This window comes from Kiloniellales bacterium (assembly GCA_030066685.1).
Classification (GTDB): domain Bacteria; phylum Pseudomonadota; class Alphaproteobacteria; order Kiloniellales; family JAKSBE01; genus JAKSBE01.
Window position 1 is genome coordinate 104,568 of sequence record JASJBF010000010.1, and the last position, 22,612, is coordinate 127,179.

The 22,612-nt window shown below is 68.0% G+C and carries 20 protein-coding genes; 8 read left to right on the forward strand and 12 right to left on the reverse strand.

The window, feature by feature from the left end:
* Positions 1–158 precede the first annotated feature (158 nt).
* The 3 genes from QNJ30_08325 (at position 159) to QNJ30_08335 (ending at position 6,186) form a co-directional block, all read left to right on the forward strand.
* Entirely contained in the window at positions 159–5,006 is a 4,848-nt protein-coding gene (locus QNJ30_08325; GenBank protein MDJ0943456.1) for an NAD-glutamate dehydrogenase, read from the forward strand.
* A gap of 48 nt (positions 5,007–5,054) precedes the next feature.
* Positions 5,055–5,306: a hypothetical protein gene (locus QNJ30_08330; GenBank protein ID MDJ0943457.1), complete on the forward strand. Its 252-nt coding sequence runs from the start codon at positions 5,055–5,057 to the stop codon at positions 5,304–5,306.
* A 289-nt stretch (positions 5,307–5,595) separates the two neighbouring features.
* Positions 5,596–6,186, forward strand: a complete 591-nt coding sequence (locus QNJ30_08335) for a hypothetical protein (protein ID MDJ0943458.1) — start codon at positions 5,596–5,598, stop codon at positions 6,184–6,186.
* Between the two features lie 59 nt (positions 6,187–6,245).
* Here the strand turns inward: QNJ30_08335 and QNJ30_08340 are convergent, their stop codons facing one another.
* A complete protein-coding gene (locus QNJ30_08340) occupies positions 6,246–6,560 on the reverse strand; it encodes a YbjQ family protein (GenBank protein MDJ0943459.1) in 315 nt (104 codons plus the stop codon).
* Positions 6,561–6,675: 115 nt separating this feature from the next.
* On the opposite strand from QNJ30_08340, the gene QNJ30_08345 reads away from it, so the two are divergent.
* On the forward strand, positions 6,676–7,956 hold the full coding sequence (locus QNJ30_08345) for an MFS transporter (GenBank protein MDJ0943460.1): 1,281 nt from the start codon (positions 6,676–6,678) through the stop codon (positions 7,954–7,956).
* Positions 7,957–7,983: 27 nt separating this feature from the next.
* On the opposite strand, the gene QNJ30_08350 is transcribed toward QNJ30_08345, so the two are convergent.
* On the reverse strand, positions 7,984–8,202 hold the full coding sequence (locus QNJ30_08350; GenBank protein MDJ0943461.1) for a hypothetical protein: 219 nt from the start codon (positions 8,200–8,202) through the stop codon (positions 7,984–7,986).
* Between the two features lie 142 nt (positions 8,203–8,344).
* Between QNJ30_08350 and QNJ30_08355 the strand changes: the two genes are divergently transcribed.
* Complete coding sequence (locus QNJ30_08355) at positions 8,345–9,256, forward strand: LysR substrate-binding domain-containing protein (protein MDJ0943462.1); 912 nt, start codon at positions 8,345–8,347, stop codon at positions 9,254–9,256.
* Positions 9,257–9,266: 10 nt separating this feature from the next.
* Here the strand turns inward: QNJ30_08355 and QNJ30_08360 are convergent, their stop codons facing one another.
* The 7 genes from QNJ30_08360 to rpe all read right to left on the reverse strand — a co-directional run bounded on the left by QNJ30_08360 (position 9,267) and on the right by rpe (position 16,250).
* Positions 9,267–9,482 carry a hypothetical protein gene (locus QNJ30_08360; protein MDJ0943463.1) on the reverse strand — a complete coding sequence of 72 codons (216 nt, stop codon included), beginning with the start codon at positions 9,480–9,482 and terminating at the stop codon, positions 9,267–9,269.
* Between the two features lie 153 nt (positions 9,483–9,635).
* Positions 9,636–11,237 (reverse strand): bifunctional phosphoribosylaminoimidazolecarboxamide formyltransferase/IMP cyclohydrolase, encoded by a 1,602-nt coding sequence (purH, locus tag QNJ30_08365; GenBank protein MDJ0943464.1) that lies wholly within the window; start codon positions 11,235–11,237, stop codon positions 9,636–9,638.
* A gap of 265 nt (positions 11,238–11,502) precedes the next feature.
* Positions 11,503–11,841: a hypothetical protein gene (locus QNJ30_08370; protein MDJ0943465.1), complete on the reverse strand. Its 339-nt coding sequence runs from the start codon at positions 11,839–11,841 to the stop codon at positions 11,503–11,505.
* A gap of 154 nt (positions 11,842–11,995) precedes the next feature.
* Positions 11,996–12,682, reverse strand: a complete 687-nt coding sequence (locus tag QNJ30_08375; protein MDJ0943466.1) for a hypothetical protein — start codon at positions 12,680–12,682, stop codon at positions 11,996–11,998.
* A 117-nt stretch (positions 12,683–12,799) separates the two neighbouring features.
* The gene (locus QNJ30_08380) at positions 12,800–13,861 is read right to left on the reverse strand and encodes an acyl-CoA thioester hydrolase/BAAT C-terminal domain-containing protein (protein MDJ0943467.1); all 1,062 of its coding nucleotides are present in this window, start codon (positions 13,859–13,861) and stop codon (positions 12,800–12,802) included.
* Positions 13,858–15,588 carry a heparinase II/III family protein gene (locus tag QNJ30_08385; protein ID MDJ0943468.1) on the reverse strand — a complete coding sequence of 577 codons (1,731 nt, stop codon included), beginning with the start codon at positions 15,586–15,588 and terminating at the stop codon, positions 13,858–13,860. Before QNJ30_08385 ends, QNJ30_08380 begins: the two co-directional genes overlap by 4 nt.
* Positions 15,588–16,250, reverse strand: a complete 663-nt coding sequence (gene rpe, locus QNJ30_08390; GenBank protein MDJ0943469.1) for a ribulose-phosphate 3-epimerase — start codon at positions 16,248–16,250, stop codon at positions 15,588–15,590. Before rpe ends, QNJ30_08385 begins: the two co-directional genes overlap by 1 nt.
* Before the next feature lie 135 nt (positions 16,251–16,385).
* On the opposite strand from rpe, the gene QNJ30_08395 reads away from it, so the two are divergent.
* The 3 genes from QNJ30_08395 (at position 16,386) to QNJ30_08405 (ending at position 19,129) form a co-directional block, all read left to right on the forward strand.
* Positions 16,386–17,213: an NYN domain-containing protein gene (locus QNJ30_08395; GenBank protein MDJ0943470.1), complete on the forward strand. Its 828-nt coding sequence runs from the start codon at positions 16,386–16,388 to the stop codon at positions 17,211–17,213.
* 31 nt (positions 17,214–17,244) lie between these two features.
* The gene (locus QNJ30_08400) at positions 17,245–17,976 is read left to right on the forward strand and encodes a serine protease (GenBank protein MDJ0943471.1); all 732 of its coding nucleotides are present in this window, start codon (positions 17,245–17,247) and stop codon (positions 17,974–17,976) included.
* Between the two features lie 334 nt (positions 17,977–18,310).
* A complete protein-coding gene (locus tag QNJ30_08405) occupies positions 18,311–19,129 on the forward strand; it encodes a hypothetical protein (protein ID MDJ0943472.1) in 819 nt (272 codons plus the stop codon).
* Positions 19,130–19,169: 40 nt separating this feature from the next.
* Here QNJ30_08405 and QNJ30_08410 read toward each other — a convergent pair whose 3' ends face one another.
* From QNJ30_08410 to htpX, 3 genes are all read right to left on the reverse strand, one after another.
* Positions 19,170–20,144, reverse strand: coding sequence for a TAXI family TRAP transporter solute-binding subunit (locus QNJ30_08410; protein MDJ0943473.1), 975 nt, complete (start codon positions 20,142–20,144; stop codon positions 19,170–19,172).
* 129 nt (positions 20,145–20,273) lie between these two features.
* Positions 20,274–21,587: a transcription antitermination factor NusB gene (locus tag QNJ30_08415; GenBank protein MDJ0943474.1), complete on the reverse strand. Its 1,314-nt coding sequence runs from the start codon at positions 21,585–21,587 to the stop codon at positions 20,274–20,276.
* Positions 21,588–21,650: 63 nt separating this feature from the next.
* Positions 21,651–22,514 (reverse strand): zinc metalloprotease HtpX, encoded by an 864-nt coding sequence (gene htpX, locus QNJ30_08420; protein ID MDJ0943475.1) that lies wholly within the window; start codon positions 22,512–22,514, stop codon positions 21,651–21,653.
* Between the last annotated feature and the right edge of the window lie 98 nt (positions 22,515–22,612).

A 22,612-nucleotide genomic window follows, 5' to 3' on the forward strand; every position in this document is an offset into this window, starting at 1 on the left:
CGAACGTCTAGCCGAGTCCCAGTTAAGAACGGGTTTAATGCCGCCCAGGACCCGCCCCAAGACGCGGCTTTGTCACAGCGCGGCGCCGTCTTCATCTTGTCCGCAACACTGGTTAATGTGCTTTAAAATTGGGCAGGTGCCTGCGGGGGAGCGAAACCATGGCTGCACGGGCAGAAGAGCTTAAAGCCAACCTTCTGGAGCGCGTTCTCAAGCGGGTCCACGACCGCATGGATCCGGACCGGCAGGCCGCGGTGGAGGCCTTCGTCCGGGGGTTCTACGCCCATGTCCCGCCGGTCGACCTAGTCGACGTCAGCGCCGACAACCTCTACGGCGCAGCGCTCGCCATCTGGAGCTTCGCCCAGAAGCGTCCGGCCAAGGGCCCCAAGATCCGTACCTATAGTCCACGGCTCGAGGAGCACGGCTGGCGCTCCTCTCACACGATCGTCGAGATCGTGAACGACGACATGCCCTTCCTCGTCGACTCGGTGTCGGCCGAGCTGAACCGGCTCGACGTGGAGGTCTACCTGGTCATCCATCCGATCATGGCTGCCGAGCGCGACGCCAAGGGCCGGCTCCTGGGCCTCCACGAGGTCGGCCAGGCGCCGGAGGGCGCGGCCCGCGAATCCCTGATGCACATCCAGATTTCCGAGCAGCCGCCCGAGCGCCACGAGGAGATCGAGAAAGGCCTCAGCCGAGTGCTGGCCGACGTCCGGGCGGCGGTCGAAGACTGGCAGGAGATGCGCGGGCTCTGCCAGGACATCATCGACGAGCTCGAGAAGAGCCCGCCGCCGCTGCCGAAGGCGGAGATCGAGGAAGGCCTGGCCTTCCTCAAATGGCTGAACGACGATCACTTCACCTACCTCGGCTACCGCGAGTACGTCTTCGAGGGACGGGGTGGCGACAAGCCGATCGCGGCGGTCACGCCGGACAGTGGCCGCGGTGTCCTGCGCAACGAGGAGGTCCACGTCTTCGACGGGCTGCGCACCAAGGGCGCGGTGCCCCAGGACGTTCTGCACTTCCTCAAGGAACCCTCGCTGTTCCGGATCACCAAGGCGAACCGGATGTCGACGGTGCACAGGCGGGTCCATCTGGACACCATCGCGGTCAAGTGCTTCGACGAGAAGGGCAAGGTGACCGGCGAGCGGCTCTTCGTCGGGCTGCTGACCTCGGTCGCCTATTCGCGCAGCCCCATGGCGATCCCAATCCTGCGCCAGAAGGTCTCCAACGTGATCGGCCTGGCCGGCTTCGATCCGCGCAGCCACGACGGCAAGGCCCTGCTCCACATCCTGGAAAACTACCCGCGCGACGAGCTGTTCCAGATCGGGGCCGCCGAGCTGCACGACATCGCGATGGGAATCCTGCACCTGCAAGAGCGCCAGCGCATCTCGCTCTTCCTGCGCCGAGATCCCTTCGAACGCTTCGTCTCCTGCCTGGTCTATGTGCCGCGCGACCGCTTCGACACCAATCTGCGGCTGCGCTTCCAGCACCTGGTCGCCGCCGCCTTCGAGGGCGAGATCACCGCCTTTTATACCCACCTGACCGACGCCGTCCTGGCCCGCCTGCATCTCATCGTGAAGACCGTGCCGGGCCGGATCCCGGAGGTCGACCTGGCGGCGCTGGAGCAGAGCCTGAACGAGGCCGCGCGCTCCTGGGAGGACCACCTGGAGGAGGCGCTGATCGAGGACCGCGGCGAGGAGCAGGGGATCCGCTGCGTCCGCCGCTTCGGCAGCGCCTTCTCGGCCGGCTACCAGGAGCACTTCACCGCCCAGACCGCGGTCGTCGACATCCGCCAGGTCGAAGCGACCCTGGCCAGCGGCGATATGGCGATGAACCTCTACCGGCCGATCGAGGCCGAGGAGCACCAGGTCCACTTCAAGACCTTCATGGCCGGCCCGAAGGTCGCCCTGTCGGACATCCTGCCGATGCTGGAGAACATGGGGCTCAGGGTGGTCGGCGAGGTGCCCTTCGACGTGCGGCCGCGCGACCGGGTGCACCCGGTTTGGATCCACGACTTCGAAATCGAGACCGAGGACGGCGCGCCGATCAACCTGTCGAAGGTGAAGGGGTCCTTCCACGACGTCTTCGGCCGCGTCTGGCGCGGCGAGATGGAGAACGACGGCTTCAACAAGCTGGTTCTGCGGGCCGGCCTGACCGCGCGCGAGGTCCAGGTCCTGCGCGCCTGCTGCAAGTACCTGCGCCAAGCGCAGATCCCCTTCAGCCAGACCTACATGGAAGAGACCCTGAAGAACAATCCCCAGGTCGCCCGCTGCCTGGTCGATCTCTTCGTGGCGCGTTTCGACCCGAGCCGCGCCCAGGATGGCCGGGACCAGCGGATCCAGAAGATCGTCGCCGAGATCGAAGCCCTGCTCGAAGAGGTGAGCAACCTGGACGAGGACCGGATCATCCGGCGCTTCCTCAACGTGATCCAGTCGACCCTCAGGACCAACTTCTTCCAGCCGGACGCCGAAGGCGGCCACAAGTCCTACATTTCCTTCAAGCTCGACTCTCGCAACCTCGAGGAGCTGCCACTGCCCCGCCCCTTCCGGGAAATCTTCGTCTATTCGCCGCGCATCGAGGGCGTCCACCTGCGCTTCGGCATGGTTGCGCGCGGCGGCCTCAGGTGGTCCGACCGGCGCGAGGACTTCCGCACCGAGATCCTGGGCCTGGTCAAGGCCCAGCAGGTCAAGAACGCGGTCATCGTGCCGGTCGGCTCCAAGGGCGGCTTCGTGGTCAAGCGGCCGCCGGCGCCCGAGGCCGGGCGCGAGGCTTTCCTGGAGGAAGGCATCGCGTGCTACAAGACCTTCATCCGCGGCTTGCTCGACATCACCGACAACCTCAAAGCCGGCAAGCTGGTGCCGCCGGACGCGGTGGTCCGGCACGACCGGGACGATCCCTACCTGGTGGTCGCCGCCGACAAGGGCACCGCGACCTTTTCGGACATCGCCAACGGCGTCTCGGTCGACTACGGCCACTGGCTGGACGACGCCTTCGCCTCGGGCGGCTCGGCCGGCTACGACCACAAGAAGATGGGCATCACCGCCCGCGGCGCCTGGGAATCGGTGAAGCGCCACTTCCGCGAGCTGGGCAAGGACATCCAGAACGAGGACTTCACCTGCGTCGGCGTCGGCGACATGTCGGGCGACGTCTTCGGCAACGGCATGCTGCTGTCCAAGCACATCAAGCTGCTCGGCGCCTTCAACCACCTGCACGTCTTCGTCGACCCGGACCCCGATCCGGCCAAGAGCTGGGCCGAGCGCAAGCGGCTTTTCGACACGCCGGGCACGGCCTGGACCGACTACGACGCCAAGCTGATCTCCAAGGGCGGCGGGGTCTTCGACCGCAAGGCCAAGTCGATCAAGCTCTCCCCTGAGATCAAGGCCTGCTTCGGGATCGAGGCCGACCAGCTGCCGCCCAACGACCTGATCCGCGCGATCCTGACCGCCGAGGCCGAGCTGCTGTGGTTCGGCGGAATCGGCACCTACATCAAGGCACGCCAGGAGACCCACGCCGAAGCCGGCGACCGGGCCAACGATGCGCTCAGGATCGACGCCGCCGAGGTCCGCGCCAAGGTCATCGGCGAGGGCGCCAATCTCGGCATGACCCAGAAGGGCCGCATCGCCTTCGGCATGGCCGGCGGGCGCTGCAACACCGATTCCATCGACAACTCGGCCGGCGTCGACTGCTCGGACCACGAGGTCAACATCAAGATCCTGCTCGGCGAGATCGAGGAGGCCGGCGACCTGACCCGCAAGCAGCGCGACCAGCTGCTGGAGAAGATGACCGACGAGGTCGCCGAGCTGGTGCTGCGCGACAACTACCTGCAGTCCCAGGCGATCACCGTGACCCACCTGCTGGGCGCGCACTTGCTGGACCGCCTGGCCCGCTTCATGCGCAGCCTGGAACGCGCCGGCCAGCTCGACCGGACGATCGAGGCGCTGCCCGACGACGAGACCATCGAGGAGCGCATGAAGGCGGGGATCGGCCTGACCCGGCCGGAGATCTCGGTCCTGCTGTCCTACGCCAAGATCGTGCTCTACGACGAGATCCTGGCGTCCGACCTCCCGGACGACCCCTACCTGCAGCGCGACCTGATCGACTACTTCCCGCAGCCCCTGCGCAAGAAGTACGCCAAACCGATCAAGGCGCACCGCCTGCACCGCGAGATCAAGGCGACGGTCGGGACCAACGCCATGATCAACCGGGTCGGGGTGACCTTCATCTACGAGGTCAAGGAGAAGACCGGCATGCCCGCCGCTGACATCGCGCGGGCTTACTTGATCAGTCGCGAGATCTTCGGCATGGAGGAGACCTGGGACGCCATCGAGGCCCTGGACAACAAGGTCCCGGCGCAGCTTCAGGCCAACATGCTGATGGAATGCGGCCGCCTGATCGAGCGCGGCACGGTCTGGTTCCTGCGCGAGGCCGGCTACCCGCTGGACATCTCCAGCCAGATCGAGCGCTACGGCGCCGGCGTGCACGAACTCTCGGAGAACCTCGACCAGGTGATCAGCGAGGCCGACGAGAGGGTGCTCGCCGAGCGCGCCGCAGGCTACCAGCGTCAGGGCGCGCCCGAGGACCTCTCCCGCCGCATCGCCAGCCTGGGGCTGCTGGTGCCGGCCTGCGACATCGTCCGGATCGCGCTGGCCGCCGAGCTGCCGGTCGAGCGGGCCGCCCGGACCTATTTCTCGATCGGCGCCCGCTTCGGCTTCGACTGGCTGCGCCGGGCCTCGGGCCAGCTGCCCACCGACACCGCCTGGGACAAGCTGGCGGTCACGGCCATCGTCGACGACCTCTACGGCCACCAGGGCGAGCTGACCGGCCGGGTGCTGGAGGCCGCGACGGGCAACGGCAAGACCGACGGCCTGATCGAGGCCTGGGCCGAGGCGCGCCGGCCCCTGGTCGCCCGCACCGACCAGCTGGTCACCGAGCTCCAGGCCACCGGCACCCCGGACTTCGCCATGCTGGCCGTCGCCAACCGCCAGCTGAAGTCCCTGGTCGGGAGCTAGCGGCGCCTCTCGCGGACGGCTTGCAATCGAGTGCCTGGAGACCACACCATGGACTACGAGGCGATCGCGGTCGCGATGATGGCCGAAGGACACTGTAACTTCACGGTTGACGGGGCCCTGTTCGAGGAACTCCTTGCCGGCCGCGAACTTGCCGAGCTGCTTCACAGCGAGGAGGTCGTCCAGGAGCTTGATGGCCTTGCGCGCAAGTTCGAGGCCCTCGGCAAGGCCGGGTTCTGCGAGCACATCAGGGCGCTTTACGGGCCGGGAGGCTCGAAGCTGGCCAACCTGGTCTCCGGCTAGGGCATTACATCCGATCAGATGGAGTCGCTTTGCGATCCATCTGGCCGGATGTAATGCCCGACTCTAGAGTGTTAGCGCACTACTCCCGGCCAGACGCAACTGCGTCTGATCGGGAAGTGCGCTAGCTCGGACCGCCCGCGACCCTCTGCTCCGCCTCCGGCAGGTCTGTCGGGCCGTGGTTGATCCGAGGGCCGAGGCCAGCGCTCGCCCTTCACGATATTCAAAGGATTTCTTTGGAAGCTGGCCGGCGCTCGACGTTTGGGTCGAGCGGCTTCCAGGAGACGGCCTCATGTTCGGCATTTCTCTCGGCAAGGACCCGAAGGCCGATGGCGCGCTCGTCGTCGCCCGGCTCAACGCCCGCGCACAGCCTATGGACCGCTACGAGGTTTACGAGGAGGGCCTGACCGAGATGCTGGAAAGCCGCGACTTGGGCGAAGTTTCAGGCGGCGGGACCCAGATGACCGAGGACGGCGAGATCGCCTACTGCGAGATCGAGATCGTCCTCCCGGCCCTGTCCGACACGGCGCTCGACGAGCTGCGGCACTGCCTCGAGGCCTTGGGTGCGCCCAAGGGCTCGGCCTTCATCCTGGAGCCGGACGGCCGGGAGGTCGCCTTCGGCCTGAACGAGGGGCTGGCGGTCTATCTCAACGGCACCGATCTGCCGGACGAGGTCTACGAGACCTGCGATCTCGATACGATCTACGACGAGTTCGGCAAGCTGCTCGACACCCGGGGCCGGGTGCAGAGCTGCTGGCAGGGCCCCACCGAGACCGCACTCTATCTCTACGGTCCCTCCTGCGATGGGATGCGCGCCGCGATCCGGCCCTTTCTCGACAGCTATCCGCTCTGCCAGAAGGCACGGCTGGTGCAGATCGCCTGAGCGCCAAGGCTCGCGTCACGGCTGGAAGCCGACGCGACGCCCGCGCCCGCCGTCTTCGATTAGGCCAGCCGCACCGCGGTGCCGTTGGCGCTGACCATGAGCATGGAATCGCCGATGGTCTCGTAGTCCAGGTCGACGGCGAGGATCGCGTTGGCGCCCAGCGTCTCGGCGGCTTCGACCATGTCGGCCATGGCCGCGTCCTTGGCGCCCTGCAGCGCCTTCTCGTAGCCGCCGGCCCGGCCGCCGACCACGTCGCGGACCCGGGCGAAGAAGTCCCGGAACATGTTGGCGCCGACGATGGCGTCGCCGCTGACCACGCCCAGGTATGCGCCGACCCGGCGGCCTTCGATGGAATCCGTCGTCACCACGATCATCGCGTCATCTTTCCGCTGTTGTATGCCTTCGGTCGCAGGCCGAAGATACACAGCTTGTGGGGCTCCAACAAAGCTGCTAGCCGGAAGCCAGCGAAGTGGCAGGGGGCGAGGGCGCATGACGGCAGTGGCGGGCGCGGACCTTAAGACCAGCAAGGGCGCCATCGCGGCCTGGTGCCTCTTCGACTGGGCCAACTCGGCCTTCCCGACCGTGATCATCACCTTCGTCTTCGCCCAGTACGTGACCAAGGCGGTTGCGCCCGACGAGATCGCCGGCACTGCAGCCTGGGGCCAGATGATCAGCCTCTCGGCGCTGGGCATCGCAATCCTGGCGCCGATCCTGGGCGCAATCGCCGACCACAGCGGCCGCCGCAAGCCCTGGATCCTCTTCTTTTCCCTGGCCTGCCTGGCGGTCGGCAGCGGCCTCTGGTGGATCCTGCCCGAGCCCGGCTATCTGCTCCCGGCCCTGGTCCTGGTCGCGATCGCCAACGCCGCCTTCGAGTTCGGCCAGGTCTTCTACAACGCCATGCTGCCGGACCTGGCGCCGCGGCGGCTGCTGGGCCGGATCTCGGGCTGGGCCTGGGCCTGCGGCTACGCCGGCGGCATCGCCTGCCTGGTCATCTGCCTGCTGGCCTTCGCGCTGCCGGAGGAGCCGATCCTGGGTCTCGACACCGAGACCTACGAGCAGGTGCGGATCACCGGTCCCTTCGTCGCCCTCTGGTACCTGATCTTCGCCCTGCCCATGTTCCTTCTGACCCCGGACCGCCCGGCAGAGCGGATCTCCGCCGTAAAGGCGGTCCGGCAGGGCCTCGGCACCTTGCTGGGCACCTTCCGGCAGCTGCGGCGCTACGGCAACATCGCGCGCTTCCTGCTGGCGCGCCTGTTCTACATCGACGGGCTGAACACGCTCTTCGCCTTCGGCGGGATCTATGCCGCCGGCACCTTCGGCATGGACTTCAAGGAGATCCTGTTTTTCGGGGTCCTGCTCAACGTCACCGCGGGCCTGGGCGCGGTCGCATTCGCCTGGTTCGACGACTGGTTCGGCTCGAAGCTCACGATCCTGGTCGCGGTCGCCGCCCTGACGGTCTTCGGCGGCGCGATCTTGCTCGTCGAGGGCAAGCTCTGGTTCTACGTCCTGGGCTGCGTGATCGGGATCTTCATCGGGCCCGCCCAGGCCGCCAGCCGGACCATGATGGCGCGGCTGGCGCCGCCCCACATGACCACCGAGATGTTCGGGCTCTTCGCCTTCTCCGGCAAGGCGACCGCCTTCATGGGGCCGGCACTGGTCGCAGCGGTGACCGATCTCACCGACAGCCAGCGGATCGGTATGTCGACGATCCTGGTCTTCTTTCTGGTCGGTTGGCTCTTGATGCTGCCGGTCAAGGAACCGCGCGAATGAGCCCGGCGCCGGCTTCCGGCGCCCGCCTCAGGTGAGCGAGCCCTGAGGCTTGGATGCCAGGGCCTCGGCGGTTTCCCGCGAGCGGTCCCGGCCGGTCGCGATCAGGCCGCGCAGGGCCCGGACGAGGCGCTTTCCGCTTTCCGCAAAGGCCTGGGCGCGGAGGCGCCGGCCGCGCTGCAGCATGGTCTGGATCTCGGCGTGGCTCGGGACCTCAACGGCCCGGTTTGGCTTGATATAGGGATTCATCTTGCGTCCTCCGGAACGGGATGGGGGCCTGCCTCGCCTGCCGCCTTCGCTGATGCAGCATATATGACTATTGATCTCTGATAAGTTAATTGGCGAAATGGGCATAGCACTTATGCTGAAATGGAATGAATGAGAGGGCACCTTGGACCGCCTTCTGGAGCTCGAGGTCTACGTCCGGGTGGTCCACGCCGGCAGCTTCACCGCCGCCGGGCGCGACCTCGGCCTCAGCCCCTCCGCGGTCAGCAAGCAGATCGGCCGGCTGGAGGACCGCCTCGGCGTGCGGCTCCTCAACCGCACCACCCGCAGGGTCGCCATGACCGGCGAGGGCGCCGCCTTCTTCGAGCACGCCAAGCGGATCGTCGCCGACCTCGACGAGGCCGAGCAGGCCCTGTCGCATCTCAGCGCCGCGCCGCGTGGCCTGCTCCGGGTCAACATGCCGGTAACCTTCGGGCAGTTGATCCTGGCCCCCCTGATCCCCGAGTTCCTGCGCCGCTACCCCGACGTCGAGGTCGAGATCACCGTCAACGACCGCCTGGTCGACCTGGTCGAGGAGGGCATGGACCTCGGGATCCGCATCGGTGCGCTCAAGGACTCCAGCCTGATCGCCCGCAAGCTGGCGTCCAGCCGCCGGGCGGTCTGCGCCGCGCCACGCTACCTCAAGGGCGCCGGGACGCCGCGCCGGCCGGCGGACCTCGCCGGCCACAACTGCCTGGTCTACACCTATCGGACTTGGCGCAACGACTGGCCCTTCCGCAGCGCGGAGGGCAGCGAGACGGTGCACGTCACGGGCAGCTTTTCGGCCAACAACGCCGAGATGCTGCGCCAGGTCGCCCTGGGCGGCGGCGGGATCATCATGTTGCCGATCTGGCAGGTCCGCGACGACCTGCTGTCGGGGCGCCTGGTCGAGCTGCTGCCAGACTACAGCTCGCCCGACGCCGACATCCACGCGGTCTACCCGCAGACCCGCTACCTGGCGCCGCGGGTGCGGGCCTTCGTCGACTACCTGGCGCTCGAGTTCGCCGCCATGGCGCGGACCTGGGGGGCCGGCGCCTGAGCCGGCCCGGTCAGGCCACGGTGGGCGGGAAGTCCGGCTGCCAGGTCTCCTGACCGTCTTCGGGCTGGGTCTCGCGCTTGGCTTGGGAGCGGATATAGCCGACGAAGACCGAGGCGCCGCGTCCCAGGGCCTCGGAGCGCAGCTGCCGGCTGCGGTCCATCTTGCGCCGAAGCGCGGCGTCGCCGGGGTGCCGGAAGGCGTCGTCCTGCTGCCTGTCTGCCGTCATCGCCTGCCCTCCCGAGGTTTCGAGGTATCAGGCGTCTGTCTTTAGGCCTAATTCATGAAGGATTACATAATAAAGCGAATAAAACCTTCGCTAAGCATGTAATGCTTGGAAGAAAAACAGTATTCCCGAACAGAGACCTGCTCAAATCTGCCCTCAGTGCCGGAAATGCCGCATGCCGGTGAAGACCATGGCCAGGCTGGCCGCGTCGGCGGCGGCGATGACCTCGTCGTCGCGGATCGAGCCGCCCGGCTGGATCACCGCGGTGGCGCCGGCCTCGACCGCCACCAGCAGGCCGTCGGCGAAGGGGAAGAAGGCGTCGGACGCGACCGCCGCGCCCTCGGTGCGCGAGGCCGTCTCGCCCGCCGCCTCGGCGGCGTCGCGGGATTTCTGGGCGGCGATATGCGCGGCGTCGACCCGGCTCATCTGCCCGGCGCCGATGCCGACCGTGGCGCCGTCCTTGGCGTAGACGATGGTGTTTGACTTGACGTGCTTGGCCACCCGGAAGGCGAAGATCAGATCGGCCAGCTCCTCTTGGCTCGGCTGCCGCTTTGTCACGACCTTCAGGTCGCCCGGCAGGATCCGGCCGGCATCCCGGCCCTGCACCAGATAGCCGCCCGACAGGGCCTTGATCGTCAGGCCCGCCGCCGCCGGGTCCGGCAGGCCCTCGGTCAGCAGCAGGCGCAGGTTCTTCTTGCGCGCGAAGGCTGCCTTCGCGGCCTCGTCCGCGCCGGGCGCGATCACCACCTCGACGAAGAGCTCGGCGATCTCCGCCGCCGTGTCCTGGTCCAGCGGCCGGTTGGCGGCGACGATCCCGCCGTAGGCGCTGACCGGATCGCAGGCCAGGGCGCGGCGGTAGGCCTCGTGCAGGCTCGCCGCCTCGGCCACGCCGCAGGGGTTGGCGTGCTTGATGATGGCGATGGCGGGCTGCTCGAACTCGGCGGCCAGCTCGAAGGCGGCGTCGGTGTCGTTGAGGTTGTTGTAGCTCAGCGCCTTGCCCTGGACCTGGGTCGCCGCCGCGACGCCGGGGCGCGGCGCCACCGGGCCCGAGAGCGCGGCGTAGAAGGCCGCCTGCTGGTGCGGATTCTCGCCGTAGCGCAGGCTCTGCAGCCGCCGGCCCGAGATCAGCAGGCTCTCCGGCAGGCTCTCGCCCTCCTGCTCGGCCAACCAGTTGGCGATGGCGCTGTCGTAGGCCGCGGTGTGGGCGTAGACCTTGCCGGCCAGGCGCCGGCGCAGCTCAAGCGAGGTGGCGCCCTGGTTCCGGTCCTGTTCCTTTAGCAGGGCCGCATAGTCGCCGGGGTCGACGACCACGGTCACCCAGTCGTGGTTCTTGGCCGCGGCGCGCAGCATCGCCGGGCCGCCGATGTCGATGTTCTCGATGCAGGTCGGGAAGTCGGCGCCCGCGGCCACGGTCCGGGTGAAGGGATAGAGGTTGACCACCACCAGGTCGATCGGCGCGATCTCTTGTTCCGCCATGGCCGCGCGGTGGCCCTCCAGATCCCGCCGGGCGAGGATGCCGCCGTGGATCTTGGGATGCAGGGTCTTGACCCGCCCGTCCATGATCTCGGGGAAGCCGGTGTGGGCCGAGACCTCGGTCACCTCGACCCCGGCCTCCGTCAGCGCCTTGGCCGAGCCCCCGGTCGAGAGGATCTCGACGCCGCGGGCGGCCAGTTGCTTGCCCAGCCCGGCCAGCCCAGTCTTGTCCGAGACGGAGATCAAAGCGCGGCGGATTGGAAGGTCTTCGGGTGTCTCTGACATCTCTGGCTCGCGGCTGTCCGGTGGGGAAAGCGGTCGCGCGGCGACCGACGCCAGTGCTTTACGGAGGCGCGCGGACGCGGTCAAGCGATCAGCGACCCTGGATGCGAAGGCTTGCCGAAAACGCCGATCTGACGGCTCCGTGGTCAGGCCTCGGAGCTTACATCGAGCTCGGTGAGCGCCGTGAGCTTCCGGATTTCAGGAGGCAGTGATGGCAGCCGATCGCCCGCAAACAGAATGAGCTAAGGCCTTGAACGGCTCCGGTTCGTCACATCACATGAAGATCGTACATCCGGACGGAGAGACCGCCGTCGACCTCCGTGATCCAGACCTGCAGGGTCAGGTCGCTTTGCCCCTCCTGTGCGGTCCAGACTGGGATGTAGGCGATCTTCGTGTCCGGCACGAGATCGTGGTCGACGACCTCGGCCAAGGCGGCCGCCTCGTCCGGCAGCTCCACGATCCGGTCAGGATAGGACTCCACCGCTTCCCGGACTTCGGAAGCCGTCAAGCTCACAACACGGCCCGCCCTGACCAGGCCGTCGAAATTCCGACTCGCCAGTTCACGGACGAGATCCTGGATTGCTTCGAACTGCCGCCGCTCGATCATTCTGTGTGCGCCCTGCCTTCACCCTCTGCTCTCACCAGAGGGCTCTCTCCGACGTCGGAAAACTGCCCGCTGGGCAGCGGTCCTTCGCGCCCTGCCGAGTTGGCTTGGGCGCCGCCGATGGCATCCCTCCGCGGAAGCGCCGTTGCGGGGCCGGCTAGGCTTTCGCCAGCAACGCCTTGGCCCTGGCGGGAGGCTGCCAGCCGCCCGCCTGCATCTTCTTCATCAAAGGTCTGGCGTACCGCTTGAAGTTTTCGACGTCTTCTTGGGATGCGTTGGTCTTCAGCCATCGAATTTCACGCTCGATGACGCCGAATGCTCGCGGGTTCTCGCCCAAGAGATATAGACCTGCCGCCGCCAAGTGGGAACTGATCAGATCTTCGTTCTCGAGGTTGTGCGTGACGATCGACTCGAGCGTGCTGTGCTTCTCCAGGAAGCGGATCCCGCGCTTCTCGATGATGTCGGCAACCAAGGGTGTGAGCTCGCGCATGTCCTTTTGCGTCCGAAACGACCAGAAGCCACGGGGGAAGGACCTGTATCGCCGGCTCTTGGGCAGCAGCGAGGTGAGATATTGTCTGACTGCTTGGGGTTTGAAGGGTTCCGGCTTCTGTTTCATGAGCTCGTCGAACAACGCCCCAAGGTCCTTGTGAAGATTGTAGACCAGGGGGTGAATCTGGACCTTTGTCTTCTCTCGGCGTGGTCGGACTGCCGCGAGCGAGATCACGCCAGTAACGCCCTCCGCGATCTCCCGCGTGAAGCGCCCGTCCCTGCGCTTTTTGAAGCCCAGCGCGTCGAACGGCTTGGCAAAGGCCGCGACGACTTGATTGACGGTTAGGGAACTCATGGCCGCTCATCCATTCGAGACGGACAGCATAGAGTTCAATCGATTAACGAAGCATGGAGCCGGATCCGGCGCCGGACCTGCGGTCGCCTCACCCGCCGCGGCACACTGACCTTCGTCTCACTCCTGCATCCAGTCGAGCGCCTGGCGGAAGACGGAGCTCAGGTTTGCGCCTGGACCGGGCTCGTCCGGCGTCTCCAGAGCGTGGCCGCCGCCGACGATTCGGACGACGCGCAGTGGCTTGCTGGCGATCAGCCGGCGCGCCGTGATCTCTTCGATGCCGTCGGCGCTGATCTCCTCGTCCGCGGTCCCATAGGCGACGAAGACCTCGGCGTCGCTCGCCGCGAGGTCCTCCGCGGGGCAGGCGACGCCGAAGGTGGACCAGAACTTCGGGGTCTGCCCCGCGATGAGGCCGTCGGCCGGGGCCCCGCCGGAGAAGACGGCGCGGAAGCGGTTCTCCAATTCGGACACTGCCGCGGCGACGCCTCGCTGCCGGGCTTCGCCGCGCGCCTCGGCGTTCTCGCGCAGCCACTCGCGCCGCACGACAACCAACATGTCGTCGATCAAGTTACAGCCAAAGCCGGAGATGAATGCGATGTGACTCACGTCGTCGCGCCGGCGCGCGAGATAGGCGGCGGTGACCGCGCCCTCCGAGATGCCGAGCAGGCGGATCGGTGCGCCGCTGACGGCGGGGTGGGCGCGCGCCGCATCGATCGTCGCGGTGAGGGCAGCCGCCCAGCTCTGGAGCCCGTGTCGCCTGAGGAAGGTCTCGGGGCAGCCGGCCATGCCGCCGCCGGTGCGCTCGCTTTCCGGGGCCACGCCTGGCTTCTCGGCGACCATCACGGCGTAGCGGCCCGCGGACAGCCGGTAGAGCTCTTTTTGTCCTATCCAGCCGCTCGGTTCACCGTTCTCGTTTCTCCGGAAGACGGGCGCGCAACCCGACCCCTGAACCATGACCAGCAGCGGCTTCGGCGGTCCGGCGGCCGGCGCGAGGTAGTATCGGCGCGCCGCGCCGTCGGAAAGCGAGGCCGTGAAGGGCTGAAACGGCGCGACCTCCGCGGCCGTTTCCTCGGCCGCGGCGGCCTGTGCCGAGAGTGTGAGAAACAGGAGGCAGCACACTGAAGCACGCCAGAACGCGCGGTGCCGTGAGGCTGGCCTCCGAGGCGGGCGTGACACCGTCACCCGCCGCGCGGAACCTCGCGGCGCAGGGCCCATTTCACCAGCGCGCCCTCGGCCTCGGTGGTGCCGCGGGCGACGATCTGCTGGCAGCGCCGGGGCTGGCCCCGCTCGCCCAGGTAGACGCCGTCCTCCAGGGCCAGGGTCGCGCCGCGCAGGCGCAGGCGCCAGCCGCCGCCCTTGGGCAGGCGCAGCAGGACCGCGTCGCCGGTCTGCAAAAGGCTGGCCTGGACCCCGGGGTGCAGGTGGAAGCGCAGGGCGAAGTCCAGCCCGCCGGAGGCGCCGCCCTCCAGGCGGTCCTCGCCGCGCAGGTCCTCGCCGCTCTCGGCCAGGAAGAGCCGGCGGTGGTGGAGCAGGCCGTGGGGCGCGGCGTAGCCGTCGTGGCTGAGTTCCAGCCAGATCCCGCCCTCGCCCTCCTGGCGCCGGCAGATCACCGTGCCCGGCCGCCGCCCCAGGCCGCCGCTGGTCAGGACCGCCGAGGAGTTGGTCTCGGCGACGATCAGGGTCGAATGGGCCGAGGTGCCCCGGGCTGCCGTCGCCAGGGCGTCGTCGGCCTCGAAGGTGCCGCAGTTCACGATCAGGCGCTCGCGCCCGACGCTCATCTCGAAGGACAGGGTGCCGGCGTGGGCGCGCCGGTCGTAGGCCGGCTCCGGCGGCGCGCCGGCGTCGACCAGGACCAGGCTGCGCCCGGCCTGCAGGCGTTGGAAGCCGCTCTGCGGTGCCGACATCAGGGGCTTGCTGCGCCGGCTGGCGCGCTGCAGCAGGCTGTCGATCAGCCAGGACGCCTCCTCGTTGCCGCCGTTGAAAAGGGCCAGCCCGCCGTCGCCGTGGCGCAGCAGGCGCAGCACGGCGGCCATGCGCTCGACGGCGAGCTGCAAGTCCGGGGGCACCGGCACCTCGGCGACCAACAGCAGGGCGCGGATGTCGACCAGGTCGCGCAGCACCTGCAGCTGGATGCTGGGGCAGCGCTCGGCCTGGCCGCCGTCGACCTGGACCTGGCGGTGGATCTCCTGCAGCAGCAGTGCCTGGCCGCGGTCCAGCCAGGCCCGGCCGTCGGGCAGGCTGACGCCGGCGAAGATCAGGCCCTTGACCGCCGAGATCAGCTCGGCGCCGCAGAGCCCGGCCGGCAGCACCCGAGCCAGGTGCTGGGCCTGGCGCCCGGCCGACTGCAGCAGGGTCTGGCGGAACAGGATGTCGGCGCTGGCGGCGAAGAACTCGAAGAGCCCGAACCAGGACGACAGGCGCTGGCCGATGGCCTCGGGATGCCAGGCCAGGGGATGCCAGTCGCGGTGCTGCTCGATCCAGGACGCGGTCAGGTCCCGGGCCCGGCGCCGCGCGGCGTCGCCGCCGGCGGTGCGCAGGTCGCGCAGCCAGTCGAAGCCGTGCAGGGCGAGCAGGACCGGCAGGCCGAGCTTTGGCGGGTGCCAGGGCGGGGCGATCTCGGGATAGGGCCGGCCCTTGAGCACCAGGCCGCCCTCCAAGATCTGGCGTCCGGCCTCGGCGCTGCCCGGCCAAGGATCGCTGAACACGATCCGCGGCGCCACGACGGCGCGCCCGTTCAGAGTCCAACGATAGAGCGGCAGGGCGAAGAAGGGTGTCTTGGCGGCGTAGAGCAGGGCGCCGATCTTGAGCTCGCCGGACAGGCGGCGGAAGCCGCGGCGCTGCTGCGTCCGGCCCGGCGCTTGGCTCGGGGGCTGGGGGGAGGCCTGGGCGCTCTTGACGGCGTCGGCCATCACGGGCCGCGCAGGCGGCGGATGCTCTCGGCGTAGGCCGAGGCTCCGCCCTTGAAGGTCGCGGTGCCGGCGACCAAGACGTCGGCGCCGGCGGCGATGGCCCGGGGTGCGGTCTCGAAGTTGATGCCGCCGTCGACCTCCAGGTCGATGCTCAGGCCCAGGGCGTCGATCCGCGCGCGCAGCGCCTTCAGCTTTTCGAGCGCGCCGGGGATGAAGGACTGGCCGCCGAAGCCCGGGTTGACGCTCATCACCAGAATCAGGTCGACGTCCTCAAGCACGTGCTCGATGGCCGAGAGCGGGGTCGCCGGGTTCAGCGACACGCCTGCCTTCTTGCCCAGGGCGCGGATCGCCTGCAGGCTGCGGTGCAGATGCGGCCCGGCCTCCGGATGGATCGTGATCACGTCGGACCCTGCCTCGGCGAAGGCTTCGAGATAGGGGTCGGCCGGCGCGATCATCAGGTGGGTGTCGAAGGTCAGGGCCGAGTGCGGCCGTAGGGCGCGCACCATGTCCGGCCCGAAGGTCAGGTTGGGGACGAAGTGACCGTCCATCACGTCGAGGTGGATCCAGTCCGCCCCGGCCTCGGTGACCGCCTTCACCTCCTCGCCCAGCCGCGCGAAGTCGGCGGCAAGGATGGACGGCGCGATTCGCACCTTCCCCGACATGTCAAGCTAGGTATCAGCAAGGCCGGAATCGCGCAAGCGGCGCCGTGGCCCCGCGAGTCACTGTGTGTGCTCGAGGATGAATTGCCTCATAATGCCTGTCCTTCCGCCGCCCGCGCCGCAACCGCAAGGATCACCATGACCGACACCGACCTGGACTACAGCCTGGCGCTGTTCTGCGACTTCGAGAACGTCGCCCTGGGCGTGCGCGACGCCAAGATCCCGAAGTTCGACATGCGGCTGGTGCTGGAGCGCCTGCTGCTGAAGGGCAGCATCGTGGTCAAGAAGGCCTACTGCGACTGGGAGCGCTACAAGGAGTTCAAGCCGACCATGCACGAGGCCGCCTTCGAGTTGATCGACATTCCGCACACCCGGCAGTCCGGCAAGAACTCAGCCGACATCCGCATGGTCGTCGACGCCCTCGACCTCTGCTACACCAAGGAGCACATCGACACCTTCGTGATCATCAGCGGCGACTCGGATTTCTCGCCCCTGGTCAGCAAGCTGCGGGAGAACGCCAAGACGGTGATCGGCGTCGGCGTGAAGAACAGCACCTCCGACCTACTGATGAACAACTGCGACGAGTTTATTTTCTACGAAGACCTGGTCCGGGCCAGCGCTTCGACCAAGTCGCGCCGCCGCCGCCCGGCAAAGAAGAAGGCCACGACGGAGAAGAAGCCTGCGAAGAAGGCGGCGGCCGGCAAGGACGGCGACCGGCAGGACGAGGCCATCGACCTGGTCCTGGAAACCGTGGAGGCGCTCTTCGCGGAGCGGGGCGATCCGGTCTGGGGCTCGATGGTCAAGCAGACCCTGAAGCGCCGCCGCCCGGGCTTCAACGAGAGCTACTACGGCTTCCAGTCCTTCAGCGACCTCCTTGAGGAGGCCGAGGACCGCGATTTACTCGACCTCGAGCACGACGAGCGCTCCGGCGGCTACGTCGTCCGCGCGCGGCGCCGCGAGGACTGATGACCGGGGCCTGCGGCACGACGGCAGGGCGATGATCGAAGCGCTCCTCCTGGCCTCGACCCGCGTCCTCACCTTCCAGGGCGCGCGCCAGCTGACCAACGCCAGCGGCTTCTTCTTCGCCCGGGAGGGCCGCCTGTTCCTGGTAACCAGCCGGCACGTGCTCTTCGACGAGCCGAGCGGGCACGCCCCGGACCGAATCGAGATCGAGCTGCACGTCGATCCCGACAACCTCGCCGTCTCGACCGGTTTCTCGATCCCGCTCTTCCGCGACGGCGCGCAGGTCTGGCGCCAGGGCCTCGACCGGGCCGGCGAGGTCGACGTCGCGGTGATCGAGGTCGACAAGCAGGCGCTGCCGGCCACGACGCTCTACCGCGCCTTCGCGCCGAAGAACCTGCTCGGCGCCGAGGCGCAGCCCGAGGTCGGCAGCGCCTTGCTCATGGTGGGCTTTCCGCTCGGCTTCCACGACACCCTGCACCACATGCCGGTCGCGCGCCATGCGGTGATCGCTTCGTCCTTTGGCCTGCGCTTCCAGGGCGAGGGCTATTTCCTGACCGATGCGCGGACCCACCGGGGCACCAGCGGCGCGCCGGTCGTGATGCGCGCGCCCGCGGGCGCCTCGCCGCCCGCGGATCTCCCGTGGTGGCTTCTGGGCATCCACTCGGCGCGGCTCGACGTGGGGACGCGGGACATGGAGCTGGACGAGGCGCTCGGCCTGAACTGCGCCTGGTACGCCGACATCCTGCTGACTCTGACCGAAATCTGAAGCCGAGGGCCACCGCGGCGGGCGGCTAGGGCATTATCCAATCAGATAGAATCGCTTCGCGATCCATCTGGCCGGATGCAATGCCCTCGTTCCAACGTATCAGCGCACGACTCCCGGCCAGACGCGAAGGCGTCTGATCGGGAAGTGCGCTGAGTGCCGCAGGAGGCAGATCAGCCTTAGGAATGAGCCCGACTCGGGCGCCAAAGCGCCGCCAAAACCTCTCGCAATAGTAGCTAATACTATAGCAAAAATTCATAAATTCTTATGGTCTTTTTAAGTCACAAATTGGTAATTCTACACAAATTCCTTAGCGCGCTGAAATTGGAGCCAAGAGATGATCGATATTGTACTTGAGATCCTGCGGGCCGTTGTGATGGCTCTAATCATGGGATTCCTGTTCTGGGCCGGTAGCAGGTTCGAGTTGTACCGACAGAAGGGCTGGTCGCAGATCCTGATCGGATTTGGTCTGGTCTTTTTCGGCACGGTCCTCGACATCACCGACAACTTCGAGGCACTCAATCCGCTGGTCGTGGTCGGCGATACCGAGGTCGAGGCCTTCCTGGAGAAGGTGGTCGGTTATCTTTTCGGCTTCGTCGTGCTTTTCATCGGGTTCTGGAGTTGGATTCCGCTGGCCGGCGCATACCTGGAAGCTCAGACCAAGCTGGAAAGCTACAACGCCGAGCTGACGGAGCTGGAAGCGACGATAGCGTCGCAGACCAAGGAGCTGGAGGCTTCCAACGCCGCCAAGAGCCAGGCCGTGAAAGAGGGCCTCATGTCGGAACTGGAGTACGACGCGCAGTTGGTGAAGCTCCGGAACGCCCAGAAGGAATTGAATCAGCGGCGCCAGGAGATCGCCGCGAAAGCCCAGGAACTCGCTCTCAACCGCTACAACACCATGCTGGCCAACCAGACCAGGACGGTTGTGCTCGATCGACTGGGCCTGGAAGTTCGGCCTCGGCTCGATGACATCCTGAACGCAACCACGGCACTCAGCCGGGGCAATGCCTCCGAGCCGCAAAGCCAGGGCGACGTGCAAAAGATTCGCGAGTCCGGAGAGGCGATTCTCGTGGTTCTGAAGGAGCTGAGCGACCTTGCCGGCTCGACGAACGAAGAACTCGACCAAAGCCTGACGGCCGGACGGCGCGTCGCCTGACGGTGATATCGAGGCCGCGGGGTCGTCCGGCCCCGCGGCTTCACATCATGCCGGTCTCCCGGAAGTATCTCAGGGCCCCGGGGTGCCAGGGCGCGGCGTGGTGAGGCGCCAGCATGAACCCCTTGTTCAGATCGGCGAAGACCGGGAGCAGCGTCTTGAACTTCTCCAGGTTCTCGAAGACGGACTTGACCACCTGATAGACCGTCTCGCTTGAGATCGCGCTGGTCGTGACGACGGTTGCAATGACGCCGAAGCTGGGCACCGCCTCGGAGTTGGAGGGGTAGAGGCCACCGCGGACCGACAAGGGGACGAACTGCGGGTTCTCGGCGACAAATGAGTCGATCTTGGGCCCTGCCACCGGCACCAGGTACGCCTCGCAAGACGCGACTGCTTCCTGCAGCGACAGGTTCGGGTGCGCGACCACGTAAACGGCGGCATCGATACGGCCGGCGCAGATCTCTTCGGCCTGGAGCGAGGTCCTAATCTCGGTGGCGGCCCGGAAACTTTCGAGCGTCCAACCCATGTGTTGCATCAGAGCGTCGAAGACGACGCGTCCGCCGGATCCGGGAAGGCCCACATTGACCCTTTTCTCGTCGATCAGGGCCTCCAAGCCGGTGATGTTGGAGTTCTTGGCGGCGACGACGGTGAAGGTCTCCGGCACGACCGAGAACAAGGCACGCAACCCGGTATTGGGCCCTTCGCCGGAAAACTCCGCGGTCCCTTTAAAGGCATGAAACTGCACGTCCGATTGGACGACCGCCAGCTCCAATTCGCCCGCGCGCAGGGCCCTTACATTGTAGACGGATCCTTCGGTGGCCTTGGTTTGGCAGCGCAGCCCGTGCTCTTCCGGGTTCTTCTTGAGGAAGCGACAGATCGAGGCCCCGATTTGATTGTAGATCCCGGCGACGCTGCCGGCGCCGATCCTGAGCTGGGTCTCGGCCGTCGCGCCGAAGCTCGCGATCGAGACGCCGAGGACGATGACGGCCCGAAGCGCTCCTCGTAACCTCACGTGCATGGTGTTGCTCCCTCGTGTCCCTGATTCTGCAAGACCGAGACCATATTAGCCTGTCTTTTCCGGCTTCGCGATTGCGGGCTGTCGTCTTGTCCTGGCGTGCGCGGCCTTGATCGCGGGTGCTCTGCCACCTCAGTCCCGGCGCAGGCGGCAGGCGTAGAAGCCGTCCATGCCGCCCAGCTCCGACAGGTGGCAGGGCAGGCTGCGCAGGTCGCCTTCGGGGGTGACCAGCTCGGAAAGGCCGTGAAGCTCCTCGGCCCGCAGCGGCTGGCGCGCCAGCCCGGGCGTCTCGTCGAGCAGGCGGGCGATGCGCTCCGGGCCCTCCTCGGGCTGCAGGGAGCAGACTGCGTAGACCAGGGTGCCGCCGGGCGCCAGCATGGCCGCGGCACCACGCAGCAGCTCGTCCTGCACCTCGGTCAGCGCCGCCACATCCTGGGGTCGGCGCAAGCGGGCGATGTCGGGATGCCGGCGCAGGGTGCCGGTCGCCGTGCAGGGCGCGTCCAGGAGGACCGCTCCCGCCGGGTGCGGCGGGCGCCAGGTCGCGGCGTCGGCGACCACCGTCGCGGCGTCGAGGCCGAGCCGCTTGAGGTTGCCGCGCAGCCGCTCCAGGCGGCTCTCGCTCAGGTCGAGGGCGATGACCTCGGCCCCGGCGGCGGCCAGCTGCGCGGTCTTGCCGCCGGGTGCGGCGCAAAGGTCGAGCACAGTCTTGCCCGCCAGGGCGCCGAAGAGCCGCACCGGCAGGCCGGCGGCGAAGTCCTGGACCCACCAGGCACCGGCGCCGTAGCCGGGCAGGCGGCCGACCTCGCCGGCCCCGGGCGCCAGCCGCAGGGCGCCCCCGGGCAGCACCTTGGCGTCGAACCGTAGGGCCCACAACTCCGGGTCCTCGCCCTGCCGCAGGGTCAGGTCGAGCGGCGGGTCCAGGAGCTGGACCTCGGCGCTGCGGCGCGCCGCCGCCTCCCCGTAGGCCGCACTCCAACTGCGCCAGAGCCAATCCGGGGTGTTGAGCCGGGCGGCGTCCTGCTCGGCGACCAGGGTCTGGCCGGTCTCGGCCAGGCGGCGCAGGACGGCGTTGATCAGGCCGCGGAAGGGCCGTTCCCCCTGCCCCAGCGCCAGGGCCACCGTCGTGCTGACCGCGGCATGGGCCGGCACCGCCAGGAAGCAGACCTGGGCCACGCCCAGGCGCAGGATCGCGCGGACCCGGGCCTTGGAGGGCTTGAGCGGCCGCTCCATCCGGGCGTCGATCAGCGCGTCGATCTGGCCCTGGCGGCGCAGGCAGGTGCCGACCAGGGCGCGGACGAAGGCCCGGTCCCGGGTTGCCAGAGCGTCCAGGCCACGGTGGGCGGCGACGGCTTCGTCGAGCGGCCGGCCGCGCTGCCACACCGCTTCCAGCAGGTCGAGCGCGACGGCGCGGCTGGAGGGCGGGTGCGGATCTTGTCGGGACGGCATACCCTGTTGTGCCCGGCCGGACCGGGCCCTGGCAAGCCGAGTCGGCGCCGCGAGCGGCCCTCGTCAGCCCCAGGGGCCGCGCCCGCCGGCGGTCTCGCCCGCCAGGGCGCGCAGCCGGGCGACCCGCTCGGCGGTCTTGGGATGGGTGCGGAACAGGCCGTCGACGGCATGGGCGTGCAGCGGGTTGATGATGAACATGTGCGCCGTCGCCGGATTGCCTTCGGCACGCTGGTTGTCGATCCCCTGGGCCAAGCGCTCGATCTTCTCCAGCGCCGAGGCCAGCCAGAGCGGCCGGCCGCAGATCTCCGCGCCGATCCGGTCGGCCTCGTACTCGCGCGAGCGGCTGATCGCCATCTGCACCAGGCTGGCGGCCAAGGGCGCCAGGATCGCCACCAGGATGACGCCGACCAAGCCCAGCGGGTTGTTGCGGTTGCCGCCGAAGAACAGGCCGAAGGTCGCCAGCATCGAGATCGCGCCGGCGATGGTCGCGGTCACTGTCATGGTCAGGGTGTCGCGGTTCTTGATGTGCGCCAGCTCGTGCGCGACCACGCCGGCGACCTCCTCGTCGGTCAGGCGGCTGAGAAGCCCGCGGGTCACCGCGACCGCGGCGTTGTCCGGGTTGCGGCCGGTGGCGAAGGCGTTGGGCTGGTCGCTGTCGATGATGTAGACCGCCGGCATCGGCAGTTCGGCGTTACCGGCCAGGGTCTCGACCATGCGGGTGAGCCCCGGCGCGCTGGATGCGTCGACCGGCCGGGCGCCGTACATGCGCAGCACCAGCTTGTCCGAATTCCAATAGGCAAAGCCGTTGGTCGCCACGGCGAAGAGCAGGGCGAAGATCATGCCGCCGCTGCCGCCCAGCAGGTAGCCGACGCCGAGGAACAGGGCGGTCATTGCCGCCATCAGCATAAAGGTGCGCGTATGGTTCATCATAGGTCTTGGCTCTCAAACCCTCCGTATCCGCCACTTGGGCATTGCCGAAAGCCGCTTCAAGACTTGCTCTCGGCCTTGCGGCGGGCCATATGAGC

Coding starts and splice junctions, on each gene's coding strand:
- QNJ30_08385 (MDJ0943468.1), bottom strand. CDS start 15,588: ATGGCCGACGCCGTCAAGAGCGCCCAGGCCTCCCCCCAGCCCCCGAGC.
- QNJ30_08405 (MDJ0943472.1), top strand. CDS start 18,311: ATGATCGATATTGTACTTGAGATCCTGCGGGCCGTTGTGATGGCTCTA.
- QNJ30_08340 (MDJ0943459.1), bottom strand. CDS start 6,560: ATGATCGTGGTGACGACGGATTCCATCGAAGGCCGCCGGGTCGGCGCA.
- QNJ30_08360 (MDJ0943463.1), bottom strand. CDS start 9,482: ATGACGGCAGACAGGCAGCAGGACGACGCCTTCCGGCACCCCGGCGAC.
- QNJ30_08335 (MDJ0943458.1), top strand. CDS start 5,596: ATGTTCGGCATTTCTCTCGGCAAGGACCCGAAGGCCGATGGCGCGCTC.
- QNJ30_08400 (MDJ0943471.1), top strand. CDS start 17,245: ATGATCGAAGCGCTCCTCCTGGCCTCGACCCGCGTCCTCACCTTCCAG.
- QNJ30_08345 (MDJ0943460.1), top strand. CDS start 6,676: ATGACGGCAGTGGCGGGCGCGGACCTTAAGACCAGCAAGGGCGCCATC.
- QNJ30_08375 (MDJ0943466.1), bottom strand. CDS start 12,682: ATGAGTTCCCTAACCGTCAATCAAGTCGTCGCGGCCTTTGCCAAGCCG.
- QNJ30_08325 (MDJ0943456.1), top strand. CDS start 159: ATGGCTGCACGGGCAGAAGAGCTTAAAGCCAACCTTCTGGAGCGCGTT.
- QNJ30_08350 (MDJ0943461.1), bottom strand. CDS start 8,202: ATGAATCCCTATATCAAGCCAAACCGGGCCGTTGAGGTCCCGAGCCAC.
- QNJ30_08395 (MDJ0943470.1), top strand. CDS start 16,386: ATGACCGACACCGACCTGGACTACAGCCTGGCGCTGTTCTGCGACTTC.
- QNJ30_08415 (MDJ0943474.1), bottom strand. CDS start 21,587: ATGCCGTCCCGACAAGATCCGCACCCGCCCTCCAGCCGCGCCGTCGCG.
- QNJ30_08410 (MDJ0943473.1), bottom strand. CDS start 20,144: ATGCACGTGAGGTTACGAGGAGCGCTTCGGGCCGTCATCGTCCTCGGC.
- rpe (MDJ0943469.1), bottom strand. CDS start 16,250: ATGTCGGGGAAGGTGCGAATCGCGCCGTCCATCCTTGCCGCCGACTTC.
- htpX (MDJ0943475.1), bottom strand. CDS start 22,514: ATGAACCATACGCGCACCTTTATGCTGATGGCGGCAATGACCGCCCTG.
- QNJ30_08370 (MDJ0943465.1), bottom strand. CDS start 11,841: ATGATCGAGCGGCGGCAGTTCGAAGCAATCCAGGATCTCGTCCGTGAA.
- QNJ30_08330 (MDJ0943457.1), top strand. CDS start 5,055: ATGGACTACGAGGCGATCGCGGTCGCGATGATGGCCGAAGGACACTGT.
- purH (MDJ0943464.1), bottom strand. CDS start 11,237: ATGTCAGAGACACCCGAAGACCTTCCAATCCGCCGCGCTTTGATCTCC.